This is a genomic window from Bacteriovorax sp. As-1 (genome assembly GCF_058446905.1).
This window is the reverse complement of the sequence record NZ_CP184341.1, coordinates 1145131-1157955: the sequence shown is the minus strand read 5'-3', so window position 1 is coordinate 1157955 and position 12825 is coordinate 1145131. Positions and strand designations below refer to the sequence as shown.

Sequence of the window (12825 nt, the reverse complement as noted above, 5' to 3'; positions counted from 1 at the left end):
TTTGACTTGCTAGTACCGTTATATCAGTCCCTTAAGTAGGGCTTGAGCATGATTTCAAAATGCATCTTTAGATGTAGCTCAATACTTTTTTCATCCAAAAACGCAAATTGAAATATCGCACCTTGCACTAAAGCCTCTAGTGTCTTTGATAGAAGCTTTGGATCAATTTCTTCGGACAATTCTCCGCTTTTTATTGCTTGCACTAACAAGTCATGAAAGATCCTGCGAGTATTTTCAAAATAGTTCGCTACTTTCTTTCTTGAGTGAGGTGAGCAAGCTTCTGTACCAAGAAAAATGGCGTGTTCACCTAATCTTCTCGAATTTACACTGAGAGCAATCATTTGTAGAAAATCAAAAATTCCTTTTAATCCAATCAACTTTTTAAAAGCGTCTGACTCGATCTGCCCAAGGTTCTGATCCCATTTTTGATTCCTGGCCAGAAGTGCGAGTGTCTTTTTGTTTTTGAATCTTTTTACTAGGGCAGCTGGCGAGAGTTTTACTGCTCTTCCTACTTGCTCAAAAGTAAATGAAGTAAAGCCTTCACGTGCTATGACATCAAATGCAATCGCCAATACCTCAGAATCACTTTGTTTTTTCGTTCTGCTCATTTTTTTAATAGTAAATAGCTATTCACTTATAATCAATCCATAAGGAGGAAATTATGAGCAAATTTGAATACACCGATGGAGAAACGACTTTTGAAGGTTATTTAGCGCTTAATGGAGATAATTTTTCTAAACGTCCCTGTGTTATGGTTGGCCACGCTTGGAGTGGTCCAGATGACTACTTTAATCAAATAGCAGAATCTCTATCAAAGAGGGGATTTATTGGTCTGGCCATAGATGTTTATGGGAAGGGTGTTCGAGGCAAGATTGATGGTGATAACTCTCATCTAATGAACCCACTTATTGAAAATCGTGATTTACTTCGGAAGAGACTGCTCGCCTCCTTTAAAGCTGCTAAAGAACATTCATTGGTGCTTTCGGATAAGATTGCAATTATGGGGCATTGCTTTGGTGGCTTATGTGCCTTAGATCTTGCTAGGGCCAACCCTGAAGGCCTTCGAGGTGCTATAAGTATTCATGGACTTCTGAGCAATCCTAAAATCGATATTCGGCCAAGGATTGATTCTAGTGTCTTAGTGCTGCATGGATGGGAAGACCCTATGGTTAAAGCCGCTGAGATGTTGAGCTTTGCAGATGAGATGACTACTGCAAATGCTGACTGGCAAATTCATTGCTATGGCCATGCAAAGCATGCATTCTCTTTTGTTGGCGCTGATATTCCTGACTTGGGAATTAAGTATGATAAGAATGCTCATCGAAGATCTGAGAAGTCAGCTTTTGATTTTCTTAATGAGATTTTTAATTTATGAACCTAAGGGCTGCTTTGATGGATGTGTTCCAAGCTAATGGATTAGCTTTGGAACTTGTTGCCAATCTCATTTTCTAATAACGAAAATAAGTCGAGACTAATAAATCTGCCATTTTTGATTTCAGAATCTCTCTTAGTTCCTTCAAATCGGAAACCTGATGCTTCTAAAACTCTCTTGGAACTACTATTCTCAGACTCGACTTCAGCTTCAATTCGATGAAGCTTCATCTCTTGAAAGCCAAACGCGATCATAGCAGGTAAAGCCTCTTTGATGACTCCCTTCTTCCAGTATTCAGGCATTAACCAAAACCCAATTTCAGCTTTGCGATGTGCTTGCTGCCAATAATTAAAGCCTATCGCTCCAATAAATTGAGAATTATCTTTAAATGTTATTGCTCTCCACCGGCCAGTATTTTCTTGTTCGATTTGAAGATACCAATCAACTTGCTTTTGAGTTTCTTCAATAGTTGAAAAGGAGACTCCATAATATGGGATTACCTCAGGATGAGAGAGACCTTTAAAAACATTTTCAAGATCGCTTTGTGTAAATCTTCGGAGAGCATAATTACTAGTTAGTATGTTCATAAATTGTATTTTAGTTCATTCAGGTTTGATTGGCGAATTTGAATCTTGTCGAGCAGTGCTTGTAATGGTTTGTGTGTTTCAGGTTGTCGCAGGTTCGTGATCAAAATAGATTCAAGTAAAAAAAGCCCCGTGGGTTAAACGGGGCTTTTAGTATAAATCACTCATTGCTGAGATCAGAATTTAAATGGGGTTGCAGTCGATCCTGTAGACAAACGTTTACATTTGACCATTCTTGCCACGGAGTTTTCTTGGTGATATCAGTGCCTTAGGGCTTTGTCTGATTCGCTACCCAAGGTAAAAATTCAATTATCAGGATTACTTGGAGCGGATATATCCCTTCTCATTTATTCAGTATTTTCAGCAAAAATTTTAAGGCGACTAAGTCGCTGATCCCAGCGGCGTTCGACACTTTCTAGCAGGTCTAGCGCTTCATCAAGTGGCTTCATATCTATAGTGAGTCGATTTTCACGTCCGATTTTCTTTTGTCGTATAATCCCTACATCTTCTAGGACTTTAATATGTCTTGTGGCTGCTTGACGTGACATTGGAAATCCATGCGTAAGTTCACTGATGGAGGTTTCGCCGGCATCAATGAGTTTTTGCACCAAACTTAGGCGTGTTTCGTCACTAAGAGCGAAAAAAATCTCAGCATGTTTCCGGAGACTATTAATTTTGACCATGTAAGTAATTGCGAATGTTGTTCAGTTGGAAATCCCAACCCTCATCGTTTCCTTTGCGTGCTTCATCACGAATAGCCGCATTAAGGCTATCAAATCCACTCTCAATAATAGAAAGTTTCGTTCCTTCTGATACTTCCTCTAAATGATACTCCATAGTCAACCAGGGTTCCTGGAGAAGATCTAAGTCCGTCTTTTCGACGTAAGCTGGCCATTCACAGGAAAAGAGTCTGTCTTTATCCATCTTTAAAATTTTCATTGGAAATGTTAAGTGTTCCGCCCCTTTGATCGTCATTCGTCCCATTACAAGTTCTCCAACTACAAATGGACGATCAATTACACATTGAAACCAAGTCCCGTATTCTTCATGGTCTGTTAAAGCTCTCCAAACTCTAGAAACTGGAGATTTAATGACGATTGATTTTTTGATTTGATCTGATGACATGGTTGCTCCTTTTTAAGCCCTTATAACACTAAACTCAGAATCCCTTATATGCAACAAAAATGTTGCATATTCTATTTAGAAAGATTGAAGGCGGTTTTGCGATCGTTCAATCAAGTTGTGTTTCAGGATGTCGTTGTTTTGTGTTTGAGTGATGGATAGAATAAAAAAAGCCCTGTGGGTTAAACAGGGCTTTAGTATTTTTCACTTCTTACGAAGATCAAAACTTGAATAAAAAATGGGGTGGCATGTAGTGGTGGAGACAACCATATACAGAAGGGAAATGTTATCACTAGTATTCCCTGTGTAAGTTGATGTTATTCCAACAATTTTTCCATCAATAGAAATAAAAAAAAAATCAATACCACTTATTGTTGCGCTTTAATACTTAAAGAGCCAAGAAAGCAGAGGTGTGACTTGGGAGATACTTGAGAAGTGCGCACATTCTTCCGCCGTGCTCCTAGAGTGTAAGTTGCAACGATTGCATAGCTTTTGTACTTGATCACTAATAAAATTGTGCGCCAAAGTAGGGCTGGTTAGTTTGGAATAAAATGAAGACGTGTTGCATTTTTATTTGCATTATATTTATTAATGCAAATTATAAATAAAAATAAAATTGATTTAAGTTTAATTTGGCATTATATTATTAATTGCAAATATGAAAATATCAAATAAAGAAATTATTCAGAAAGTTAAAAAAAAAGAAGCCGAAAAAGTTAAGGAAAATATTACTTTTCGCCTCAGCTCTACTCTCGTTAAAAAATTTCGCGATAAGTGTAATAAAGAAGATGTTCAGTTGGTAAATGTTATTGAAGAACTTATGAAAAACTTTATAAAGGAATAGTATGTTTGATAATTTTAAATTTCAATTTCCAAGTAGAGTTGAGAACAATTACGAAGGATATTCAAAAATTGTTGAACTTTTTGAAGCAACAAAAGATTGTGACGTAGATGATATAGATCTTGATTTTTCAAGTACTTCGTGGTTTGAAGCGAATATGTCTGCAGGTATTGGTGCCGTTTTAACTAATCTGAAAGATAAATTATGCGATGTCCATTTGTTAAATTTTCAACCACCAGTTGAGAAAATTCTTAAAAAAAATCATTTTCTTAGTGCGTTTGGGGGGAAAAATTAAACGATACTTATTCAACAACTATACCATATAAGAAATTTAATATAGATAAACAGTTCAAAAAAGCCAAATTTCCTTAAAAAATCCTAAAAAAAGAATTTTATAAGCGGCCATTAGGCCCTCATTTTTCTCTACAAGGGGGGATTCGATCGATTCCCTTATGGAATTATTGCTCTAATCCTTCCTATCGACCAGAAAATAATTCTGACGAAAGCGATAATAAAATTAGAAAGATAATTTTTTTATTTTTCACTGAGTTGGACACGCCTTATTTTTGTAAGTTTTATAGACTCCACCAGCTTTACATAAAAGCGCAATAATTCTTTTTACTGGGCCATTCAGTTGGACTTGAGTATATCCACCATTTCGAACAGTCATATGCTCAATATAATCAAGAAGAGTTTGTCCATCCGTATTAGGGAAATTAATTGCTTTTGTAAAAAGAGCTGGTTCTTTTCTTTGATCAGTATAATACTCTAAAAGATCTTGTACCTTTCTTTCATTTTTTTCTGGATCATCGACTGCTTTATGAATCATGGGACATTTTACTGCTGTACTATATCCATCAGGTTGACAAAGAGAATGAGAGAAATAGCTATCCACAGAATAACTAGTTGTCGCCATCTCTCTTAAAAGTTTCTTCATCCCTAGTGAGTTTTCTTGCCCAAATTGTAAGCAAAAAGCTTCATAATCTCCAGTCGGATCAGGATCAGTCACACTCGCAACATTTCTCACCTTCAATCCACTCTTCGTAAACTTATCGTTTTTTGCGAGCCTCTCCAGTTCTACAAACGAACTAGACTTAGGAAGCCCATTAACATCAGTACAAGACAGGCACAGATCAGCAGCATAGGCTCCAGAGAGCGCTATAAAAGACATACCTGATATAAGAACAATCTTAACTGACAGTTTCATGCTTATTCCTCTTCGATACAGTTGATGCCAACTTATCGGAGTAAATTGCTAATCCTTTACAGTATTCTATCTGCTATATTTATTAGTTGATACCCATTTGCCTGATATTGAGTCATTTTAGCTGGTTGAGTGTCTTAAGGTTTAATTATGGGTGGCAAGTATATGAGGCGATTTTAAGAGGAATCAGACTATTAAGTACGTGATTCAAAATTGCAGGAAAATAAAGCCAATTAGCACATTTCAAAATGGACAATTTTTTCCTGAGTATTTAAGCCAAGGATATTTGGCAAAATTTTCAGCATCGTAACCACTAGCAATAGAAAGATTCTTATAACCAGACCTATGAAGTTCTTCGGCAAAATCTTTTCCAGGAATGTCTCCCTCACCTAGATTGTTATCAATATATATGAACGTACTTTCTAAACTAATTTTTGCTTTATAAATTTCAAATTCTTTTGTTGATGAAATTGCTAGAAGCTTAATATTTTTCTTTTTAGCTTTTGCCTGCCAAGACATTCGAAGAAGTTCTTCATCTTCGATGTAAACATACTCATAAAAATCGTCACTGTCTTCTAATCTCTTTATGTTAATAATAGATGCAAGCATCTTGGGCATAAGTTGACAGCCTAAACTTATAATCTTTTCTTTAACTTCTTTCTCCTGAAAACGGCTTGTAACCAATATAGATTTGTCTGCAATATTCAAAGACTCAATTAACTGTAATCCATTTTTTAATTGCCCCTTTAGTTCAAAATCAACAAGACAAAAAAAGTCTTCCCCTTTTATATTGCAAATAGCCTTATAAAAGTCATCTCCGTTGCTAAAGCATGTAATATTTTTACCTAGTCTAGCTGTCCAAAGCTTATGAATATTGTCGTCATCATCTAGAATGAAGACTTGGGTACTCTTCTTCTAATATAGATAAACAGTTCAAAAAAGCCAAATTTCCTTAAAAAATCCTAAAAAAAGAATTTTATAAGCGGCCATTAGGCCCTCATTTTTCTCTACAAGGGGGGATTCGATCGATTCCCTTATGGAATTATTGCTCTAATCCTTCCTATCGACTCGCGATGAGAGTGAAGTTTTTTTATCGAACTCCAGCGCTTCTCTTTTGCTAAATTGTCATCGGCCAGGGCCTTGGTGTCGGCCAGGATGAGTCCAGTACAAAGCTCTGGGGCTTTTTGGTAAAGTCTTAAAGCGAGGTAGCCGCCCATCGAAAGACCACACCAAATTGATTGTTTTATTCCGGCCTCTTTCAAGAAATTTAAAACGGATTCGACATAATATTCAAACGTCACAGCATGAGAAGGAAGAACACTCTTGCCAAAACCTGGTAAATCGGGAGCAAGCGTATAATGGGTTTTAGAAAAAAACTGCATTTGATCTCGCCACATATCTGACGAGAGAGGAAAAGCGTGCAAGAAAATTAATGGGTCCTTTCCGTAAGATCCTTGTGTTTGAACATAAAGAGTATTCACATCCATAATCCCTCCTAAGCGCTCAAAGCGCATTAGTTCAGTATTGATAATGCAAATCTCAGGCCCAGAAAAAATCGGGATTTCTTCCCCACTACTTCTTGTCTGTGTATTTCCAGAACTTCGGCAAACAAAAGGCCGTCAGAATCACTGCCAGAAAACAAATGATTCCTCCACTGATAATACTAATTGAAACACTAGTGGCCGAGGCCACATAGCCAGCACGGGCATTCCCTAAAAGCGGACCCGACATATAAGAGATCATCTCAATTCCACTGAGTCTTCCACGCAACTCGTTCGGTACAGTTTGGTTCCAAATAATCCCGCGAAAAAGTCCGCTCAACATATCGGCGGCACCGGCAAAAACCAAACACATAAAGGCCAGGGGCAAGGAATTGGCAAAACCGAGGAAGAAAATAAAAACCGCCCATAAAGAAGCTGCAATGACGACCGCTCTTCCGTGGTGTCTGACTTTCCCAGACCATCCACTAAAAAGCGTCATGACCATTGCCCCTGTGGCCATTCCGGAAAAAAGAAATCCTACGGCCTTGGCCCCCCCAAAACTTTCGGCCATTGCTGGAAACAGAGCCACTGGAAAAGCAAATAACATGGCGACAATATCGATGAGATAAGTTCCAATGAGCTCTGGTCTAGAAAGAGCAAACTGTAATCCTTCTTTAATGTCTTGCAGTGGTGAATGCTGGCGCTTTTCAGGATCGGGAGTTTGTTTCATCAAAAAGATGCAAACAAGAGCGGCAAAAAAAGTGACCACATCAAAAAGATATGCGCCCTTGACTCCAAACTTTGCAATAATAATTCCACCTAGGGCAGGACCTACAATCGCCCCCACTGACCAGCGAAAACTTCCCAAGGCTCCGATTGAAGCATAGTCTTCTGGTTCAACTAACTTTTGGTTTAAAGCATCCATGGCCGGGCGGTGAAACCCCACGACTGACTGTAAAAGAAAAACAGTGACAAAAATAAGAGGGACACTTGGAGTTTCACGAAAGGCATTCCAAGCAAACATCCCAATGAAGAGGCACATTAAAATTTCAGAAATTAAAAGTAGCTTTCTGCGGTTGAGTCTGTCTGCATAGGCACCTCCAATAATCCCAAATAAAATAACTGGAACAAGCTGGGCAATACTGACAAAACCGACAATCTTATTATCTTTGGTCAGTTCATAAACCTCATAAGGGATGGCCACATAAGTCACCATACTCCCGATAAAAGAGAGGAATTGACCGATATAAAGAAGTCGAAAATCGCGGTATTTTACAAGAGGTTTGATATTGATGAACATGTCTTTTCCAGGCACAGCCTTTATACTAACGTACAGACTTATGGCATATAGTTTATGAATGTTTTTCATTATAAACTTCTGACTTATGAAAACAACACCAAAAAAAATCAAATATTCTGTCCTCGATCTTGCTCCAATCGCTGAGGGCTCAAATGCCCAAGAGGCCTTTGCCAATTCCGTCAGTCTCGCTCAGCATGCCGAACGTTTAGGCTACAATCGCTTTTGGTTAGCTGAACACCACAACATGGACGGAATCGCAAGCTCAGCGACTTCGGTTCTCATTGGCCACATTGCCGGACAAACAAAAACAATCCGCGTGGGCTCAGGAGGTGTCATGCTTCCCAACCACGCCTCTCTTATTATTGCCGAACAGTTTGGAACGCTGGAGACTCTTTACCCCGGTCGCATTGATTTGGGTCTTGGCCGCGCCCCAGGAAGTGATCAGGCCACAATGAGGGCCATCAGAAGAGATCTCATGGCAGATCGTTTTCCAGAACAGGTTCAAGAACTCTTTCACTATTTTTCTGATAACCAAGAAGGTTCTCGAGTTATTGCCAACCCTGGGCGTGGATTAAAAATTCCCATTTGGCTTTTGGGCTCTTAATATAGATAAACAGTTCAAAAAAGCCAAATTTCCTTAAAAAATCCTAAAAAAAGAATTTTATAAGCGGCCATTAGGCCCTCATTTTTCTCTACAAGGGGGGATTCGATCGATTCCCTTATGGAATTATTGCTCTAATCCTTCCTATCGACGGTTTCTCACCTCAGATTTGAGGTGAGAAAAAGATTAAAATATATATTACAAACTGTATCTTTATTCAAGTTATTGAAAAGATGCCCCGCCTTTACATACATAGATTATCTATGTATAATGCATGCATGAGCTTAAAAATAGAACAGGGTCTCAATACTAAGAATCAAATTATCAAACACGCCCAAGGATTGTTTGCTAAGAAGGGCTATGCTGAAACTAGATTTGACTCTATAGGAGAAGACCTTGGAGTGACTTCAGGGGCCATGTACCATCATTTCAGAAACAAGAAAGATCTCTTTGATAGTGTCGTTCAAATGAGTGCCCGGAGAATTGCCGAAAAGGTGGCAAGTAGCGCTGAAGCTGAAAGTGATATTGTTGAGGGGATTATACTTGGATGCCTGACATTTATTAAAGAATCCTCTTCATCAAAATATTCCAAAATCATGCTCGAGGATTCGATTTCTGTCTTGGGATGGAAACGTTGGAAAGAAATTGATGAAGCCTCATCTGAAGCGACCCTTGTAGATGCGATTAAAGAAACTCGTACAAAAACAGATCCTCATGTAATGGCACGATTTATTTCCGGTGGCACGAATGAAATTGCACTCTGGATATCTCATCAACCCAATAAAGAAGATGCATTCAAGAAAAGCTCAAGCGTCGTCAGAAAAATGGTGGCGTCAATCCTATCAAAGGAGGCATTATGATCACGAGTAGTTATTCAGTTATTAAAACCACAAAAGTAGAGGAGACTTCTGTGTTTTACGAAAAATATTTTGGATTTGAGAGATCTTTCTCAAGTGATTGGTATATTAGCTTGAAGAACGGAGCGGTAGAACTAGCGATTCTTGATCTAAATCACGATACCATTCCTGCCAAATTTAAAGGTCAGACTTCTAATCAGAGCGTGATCTTAAATTTTGAAACTGATCACGTGGATGAGATTTATCAAGCGTTTAAGCAAGATGGTCGAACAATCTATCTTGAAATTAAAAATGAGGAGTTCGGACAGCGACATTTCATCGCAGAAGACCCGAATGGAATTCCGGTTGATGTGATTAAAGTCATTCCACCATCAGAAGAATTTTTAAAGCAGTATAGTTAAGCAGAAATAAAAAAGCCCAGTGGGTTAACTGGGCTTTAATATTGGATACAAACTGTTTATGGTTTGTCTTCAACAATGAATGGGGTCGTGTTCATAAGTGTACACACTCATTAGCAGAAATCCATTTTCACCACGGACTTTCTAATTTTAAACTCCATAATTCATTTAAGAGAATTGAAAGAGATGAAGGGATTCAGAGATTTAATTTCTTAGGTTGCTTATGATATTTGGGCCAGAAAACATCCTAAGAATTTAGGGAAGGTTTCTGGTGGAGAGAACCTGTCGCGGGGTTTATTAAACCCTCCACCAGTTTTTATATTCTACCAAATACTGAAATCCAAGCAAGTTCAAAAAAAACACATAAGATTCAGCTGCTTAAGTTGCTGAAATCCCAGCGGTTGGATTATATTTAGGGTTAAGCATATAATGAATTTCTATCCTTGAAATAAACCACTTGAAAGGGGACTCCTAGAATGTGTGCAGTAACTAATAAGTAATCATAAATTTTGTCTATTGATTAATAACTACAATTTTGGAGGTCTTATGAGACAGTTGGCCATGATTAGTCAGGTGAAGGAATCTTCTTTGCTTGATCCTAACATCCGTTCAGTTTTTATGTATGGTTCTTTTATCAAAGGTGAAGGAGACAAATATTCCGACATCGAGTTCTATATTTTTTTAACTGATACAGAAAATTTTGATGAGAAACATTGGGTTGCTCAATTGGGTAAAGTCGATTTGTTCTTTAAAAATGAGTTTGGTACTAAAGTTGCGATCTATGATGACTTGATTCGTGCCGAGTTTCATTTTCTTGATATTAAAGAAATAGGAATTATCAAAAGCTGGGAGGGATTAGTTTCTTTTGAACTCAAAGATAAAATGATTCAGGTCGATAAAGATGGATTATTGAAGAATACACTAGATTCTATTTCCGTTATTTCACCAACAAGAAATTCTAAAGAATCAATTGAGTGGTTAGCACAGTCCTTAGTGAACTCTCTGGTATACACATCACATTTGATTGGAAGAAAAGAGTGGGCCCATGCACATATGACATTCTCATATATTCAAAAATTTACTTTATGGTTAATGAGGGTAGAAGCCTTAGCTTTTGATCATTGGGAGAGTCCTTCTAAGAGTATCGAAAAAGATATTCCTAAGAAGATGTATGAGAAATATGAAAAAGTTTGTCCAGCTCTCGATCCGGAAGCGGTAACTGCCAGCTTTAGAAGCTCTGTCGAAATTGCAGGAGAATTATTCTTGAATCTCGAAGTTAATCAAGAGATTACTTTGATGTTAGAGAAAATCCGTAGAAGGATAGATTACTGATTTATTGCTTAATAATAAAAAAGCCCCGTGGGTTAAACGGGGCTTAATATAATTTCACTCATTGCTGAGATCATTACCAAAATAATGGGGTGGCTGATGGGGCTCGAACCCACGACACCTAGAATCACAATCTAGTGCTCTACCGACTGAACTACAGCCACCATATTTTCGTAGGACATTTATAGGGGCATCACCCCATACAGTCAACGGAAATGTTCTCATATCTGGGGCTTATTGTAGTTTTTACCCATTAAATTTTGACTCTTTATCTTTTGTGCTATTAAATTAATTAAATGACATTATGCTTATTTAGGACGGTAAACATGAAGAATTTAAAAGGATTATCACTTTTGGCCTTAACTCTGTCAGTAGGACTGGGCTCTAGTGCAGCATTTGGTTATGGGATGGGGATTTCGACTTTCCCACTAGCAGAAGACAAAAAAGTACTTTCAGCTGAGGTGACTGGTATCGTTTCTAACGGTGGCGGTGTTGGGCTTCAGGCAAGATACACTCAAAAACTAAACGAACTTTCATCAATTGATGCTGGTTTAGGGATTTCAGGTGGTGAGCGTTCAGCAAGACTATTTGCTGGTTACGATTACGAGCTTTTTCCTGATTACGATATCCAACCACGTACTTCAATCAAAGCTTTTCTTGAGAACTCAAAAGAATTCGGAACAAGAAGAAACATCATTGGACTTGCTCCAACTGTTTCAAAAGGTTTCAGCTTCTGGGGGAACGAAGCTTTCCCATATCTTTCACTTCCATACGGAATCAGCCTTGATGGTAAAAGAAACCGTTATGAAACAACTCTTAGTGCAAACATTGGTGTCTCTGGGGTGATCCCAGCTGAGAACCTAATCACTAACAAGCCAATCACGGCAAACGCTGAAGCCATCATTGGTCTAAAAGACAGCTTCACAGCGGTGTTCGTAGGATTTGGTTACCCGATCGAATAATTCATTATGTTTAAAATTGTCTTTAGCGATTTTGATGGGACTCTAACTTACAAAGAAGGTTTGGGTCCCATTTTTTTTGATGTTCTTTCTCACCTGGAGAAAAAAGAAGTTCCTTTGGTTATCGTCACTGGCCGCTCTCTTTCATGGGGACATTTTCTTTTAACTCATTTCCCATTCTTAACTGACGTTATCGTTGAAGGTGGGGGAGCGATCGTCTCTCGCTCTGGGAAATTTATCACTGAAGAATGTTTGATCTCAAAAGAAGAAGTAAAACGCCTGGCAGATTTCTGTGTGAGCTTTGAAAAGAAGTTCCCGAATGTTCCTCTTTCTGTGGATTCGTTCGGAAGAAAGACAGACAGAGCGATTGAACTTCATGACCTGCAGGACGGTACACTTTTCCATCACATCGAAGACTATCTTCGCGAAGAAAAAATCAATTTCTCAACATCGAATGTTCACCTCAATTTCTGGTGTGGTGAAGTTTCAAAATACAAAGCGGTTCAACATTACTTGAGCGCTAAAAAAACCGACGCTAATGATTGTGTTTTCTTTGGTGACTCACTCAATGACCAGACGATGTTTAAATCATTCAAAAACTCAGTGGGTGTGGCAAACATTTCCGCAGTGATCGACAGGCTCGAGTATAAACCGACGACAATTCTTACAGGTGAAGACAATGTTGGTCCTTGGGGCGTTTTGAATTATTTGAAAAAAACACTCTAAAACTTCGCAATTTTCGATTTTAAATAAGTCAGATCCTCCCTTACCTTTAAC

16 protein-coding genes, 1 tRNA gene and 1 pseudogene are annotated in these 12825 nt (G+C 38.2%); 9 read left to right on the top strand and 9 right to left on the bottom strand.

What is annotated here, in order from left to right:
• Positions 1-23: 23 nt before the first annotated feature.
• The gene (locus tag ACN20O_RS05860; RefSeq protein ID WP_491638104.1) at positions 24-608 is read right to left on the bottom strand and encodes a TetR/AcrR family transcriptional regulator; all 585 of its coding nucleotides are present in this window, start codon (positions 606-608) and stop codon (positions 24-26) included.
• A 53-nt stretch (positions 609-661) separates the two neighbouring features.
• On the opposite strand from ACN20O_RS05860, the gene ACN20O_RS05855 reads away from it, so the two are divergent.
• On the top strand, positions 662-1375 hold the full coding sequence (locus ACN20O_RS05855; protein ID WP_491638102.1) for a dienelactone hydrolase family protein: 714 nt from the start codon (positions 662-664) through the stop codon (positions 1373-1375).
• Positions 1376-1416: 41 nt separating this feature from the next.
• On the opposite strand, the gene ACN20O_RS05850 is transcribed toward ACN20O_RS05855, so the two are convergent.
• From ACN20O_RS05850 to ACN20O_RS05840, 3 genes are all read right to left on the bottom strand, one after another.
• On the bottom strand, positions 1417-1959 hold the full coding sequence (locus ACN20O_RS05850; RefSeq protein ID WP_491638100.1) for a GNAT family N-acetyltransferase: 543 nt from the start codon (positions 1957-1959) through the stop codon (positions 1417-1419).
• Between the two features lie 344 nt (positions 1960-2303).
• The gene (locus ACN20O_RS05845) at positions 2304-2639 is read right to left on the bottom strand and encodes an ArsR/SmtB family transcription factor (RefSeq protein WP_491638098.1); all 336 of its coding nucleotides are present in this window, start codon (positions 2637-2639) and stop codon (positions 2304-2306) included.
• Entirely contained in the window at positions 2626-3081 is a 456-nt protein-coding gene (locus tag ACN20O_RS05840) for an SRPBCC family protein (protein WP_491638096.1), read from the bottom strand. The genes ACN20O_RS05845 and ACN20O_RS05840 overlap by 14 nt, the downstream gene beginning before the upstream one ends.
• Before the next feature lie 655 nt (positions 3082-3736).
• On the opposite strand from ACN20O_RS05840, the gene ACN20O_RS05835 reads away from it, so the two are divergent.
• On the top strand, positions 3737-3922 hold the full coding sequence (locus tag ACN20O_RS05835; protein WP_491638094.1) for a hypothetical protein: 186 nt from the start codon (positions 3737-3739) through the stop codon (positions 3920-3922).
• Position 3923: 1 nt separating this feature from the next.
• Positions 3924-4214 carry a hypothetical protein gene (locus ACN20O_RS05830; RefSeq protein ID WP_491638092.1) on the top strand — a complete coding sequence of 97 codons (291 nt, stop codon included), beginning with the start codon at positions 3924-3926 and terminating at the stop codon, positions 4212-4214.
• 246 nt (positions 4215-4460) lie between these two features.
• Here the strand turns inward: ACN20O_RS05830 and ACN20O_RS05825 are convergent, their stop codons facing one another.
• The 4 genes from ACN20O_RS05825 to ACN20O_RS05810 form a co-directional block, all read right to left on the bottom strand.
• A complete protein-coding gene (locus tag ACN20O_RS05825; RefSeq protein WP_491638090.1) occupies positions 4461-5126 on the bottom strand; it encodes a hypothetical protein in 666 nt (221 codons plus the stop codon).
• A gap of 240 nt (positions 5127-5366) precedes the next feature.
• Positions 5367-5831: a hypothetical protein gene (locus tag ACN20O_RS05820; protein ID WP_491638088.1), complete on the bottom strand. Its 465-nt coding sequence runs from the start codon at positions 5829-5831 to the stop codon at positions 5367-5369.
• A gap of 326 nt (positions 5832-6157) precedes the next feature.
• Complete coding sequence (locus tag ACN20O_RS05815) at positions 6158-6610, bottom strand: alpha/beta fold hydrolase (protein WP_491638086.1); 453 nt, start codon at positions 6608-6610, stop codon at positions 6158-6160.
• An 85-nt stretch (positions 6611-6695) separates the two neighbouring features.
• Positions 6696-7904 (bottom strand): MFS transporter, encoded by a 1209-nt coding sequence (locus ACN20O_RS05810; RefSeq protein WP_491638084.1) that lies wholly within the window; start codon positions 7902-7904, stop codon positions 6696-6698.
• Positions 7905-7989: 85 nt separating this feature from the next.
• Between ACN20O_RS05810 and ACN20O_RS05805 the strand changes: the two are divergent.
• The 4 genes and pseudogenes from ACN20O_RS05805 to ACN20O_RS05790 all read left to right on the top strand — a co-directional run.
• Positions 7990-8505 (top strand): annotated as a pseudogene (locus ACN20O_RS05805) (MsnO8 family LLM class oxidoreductase); the annotation flags it as partial.
• Positions 8506-8783: 278 nt separating this feature from the next.
• A complete protein-coding gene (locus tag ACN20O_RS05800) occupies positions 8784-9365 on the top strand; it encodes a TetR/AcrR family transcriptional regulator (protein WP_491638082.1) in 582 nt (193 codons plus the stop codon).
• Entirely contained in the window at positions 9362-9763 is a 402-nt protein-coding gene (locus ACN20O_RS05795) for a VOC family protein (RefSeq protein ID WP_491638080.1), read from the top strand. Before ACN20O_RS05800 ends, ACN20O_RS05795 begins: the two co-directional genes overlap by 4 nt.
• A gap of 543 nt (positions 9764-10306) precedes the next feature.
• Positions 10307-11092 (top strand): aminoglycoside 6-adenylyltransferase, encoded by a 786-nt coding sequence (locus ACN20O_RS05790; protein ID WP_374000027.1) that lies wholly within the window; start codon positions 10307-10309, stop codon positions 11090-11092.
• 85 nt (positions 11093-11177) lie between these two features.
• Here ACN20O_RS05790 and ACN20O_RS05785 read toward each other — a convergent pair.
• Positions 11178-11253 (bottom strand) — tRNA-His (locus tag ACN20O_RS05785).
• A 162-nt stretch (positions 11254-11415) separates the two neighbouring features.
• On the opposite strand from ACN20O_RS05785, the gene ACN20O_RS05780 reads away from it, so the two are divergent.
• Both ACN20O_RS05780 and ACN20O_RS05775 read left to right on the top strand, forming a co-directional pair.
• Complete coding sequence (locus ACN20O_RS05780; protein ID WP_102244982.1) at positions 11416-12051, top strand: hypothetical protein; 636 nt, start codon at positions 11416-11418, stop codon at positions 12049-12051.
• A gap of 6 nt (positions 12052-12057) precedes the next feature.
• Positions 12058-12774: an HAD family hydrolase gene (locus ACN20O_RS05775; RefSeq protein ID WP_491638078.1), complete on the top strand. Its 717-nt coding sequence runs from the start codon at positions 12058-12060 to the stop codon at positions 12772-12774.
• Positions 12775-12825: the final 51 nt, after the last annotated feature.

Excerpts from the sequence above, each read along its gene's own strand:
- ACN20O_RS05795 (WP_491638080.1), top strand. The coding sequence starts at position 9,362 with ATGATCACGAGTAGTTATTCAGTTATTAAAACCACAAAAGTAGAGGAG.
- ACN20O_RS05775 (WP_491638078.1), top strand. The coding sequence starts at position 12,058 with ATGTTTAAAATTGTCTTTAGCGATTTTGATGGGACTCTAACTTACAAA.
- ACN20O_RS05825 (WP_491638090.1), bottom strand. The coding sequence starts at position 5,126 with ATGAAACTGTCAGTTAAGATTGTTCTTATATCAGGTATGTCTTTTATA.
- ACN20O_RS05815 (WP_491638086.1), bottom strand. The coding sequence starts at position 6,610 with ATGGATGTGAATACTCTTTATGTTCAAACACAAGGATCTTACGGAAAG.
- ACN20O_RS05830 (WP_491638092.1), top strand. The coding sequence starts at position 3,924 with ATGTTTGATAATTTTAAATTTCAATTTCCAAGTAGAGTTGAGAACAAT.
- ACN20O_RS05840 (WP_491638096.1), bottom strand. The coding sequence starts at position 3,081 with ATGTCATCAGATCAAATCAAAAAATCAATCGTCATTAAATCTCCAGTT.
- ACN20O_RS05855 (WP_491638102.1), top strand. The coding sequence starts at position 662 with ATGAGCAAATTTGAATACACCGATGGAGAAACGACTTTTGAAGGTTAT.
- ACN20O_RS05860 (WP_491638104.1), bottom strand. The coding sequence starts at position 608 with ATGAGCAGAACGAAAAAACAAAGTGATTCTGAGGTATTGGCGATTGCA.
- ACN20O_RS05810 (WP_491638084.1), bottom strand. The coding sequence starts at position 7,904 with ATGTTCATCAATATCAAACCTCTTGTAAAATACCGCGATTTTCGACTT.
- ACN20O_RS05780 (WP_102244982.1), top strand. The coding sequence starts at position 11,416 with ATGAAGAATTTAAAAGGATTATCACTTTTGGCCTTAACTCTGTCAGTA.
- ACN20O_RS05790 (WP_374000027.1), top strand. The coding sequence starts at position 10,307 with ATGAGACAGTTGGCCATGATTAGTCAGGTGAAGGAATCTTCTTTGCTT.
- ACN20O_RS05845 (WP_491638098.1), bottom strand. The coding sequence starts at position 2,639 with ATGGTCAAAATTAATAGTCTCCGGAAACATGCTGAGATTTTTTTCGCT.
- ACN20O_RS05850 (WP_491638100.1), bottom strand. The coding sequence starts at position 1,959 with ATGAACATACTAACTAGTAATTATGCTCTCCGAAGATTTACACAAAGC.
- ACN20O_RS05835 (WP_491638094.1), top strand. The coding sequence starts at position 3,737 with ATGAAAATATCAAATAAAGAAATTATTCAGAAAGTTAAAAAAAAAGAA.
- ACN20O_RS05800 (WP_491638082.1), top strand. The coding sequence starts at position 8,784 with ATGAGCTTAAAAATAGAACAGGGTCTCAATACTAAGAATCAAATTATC.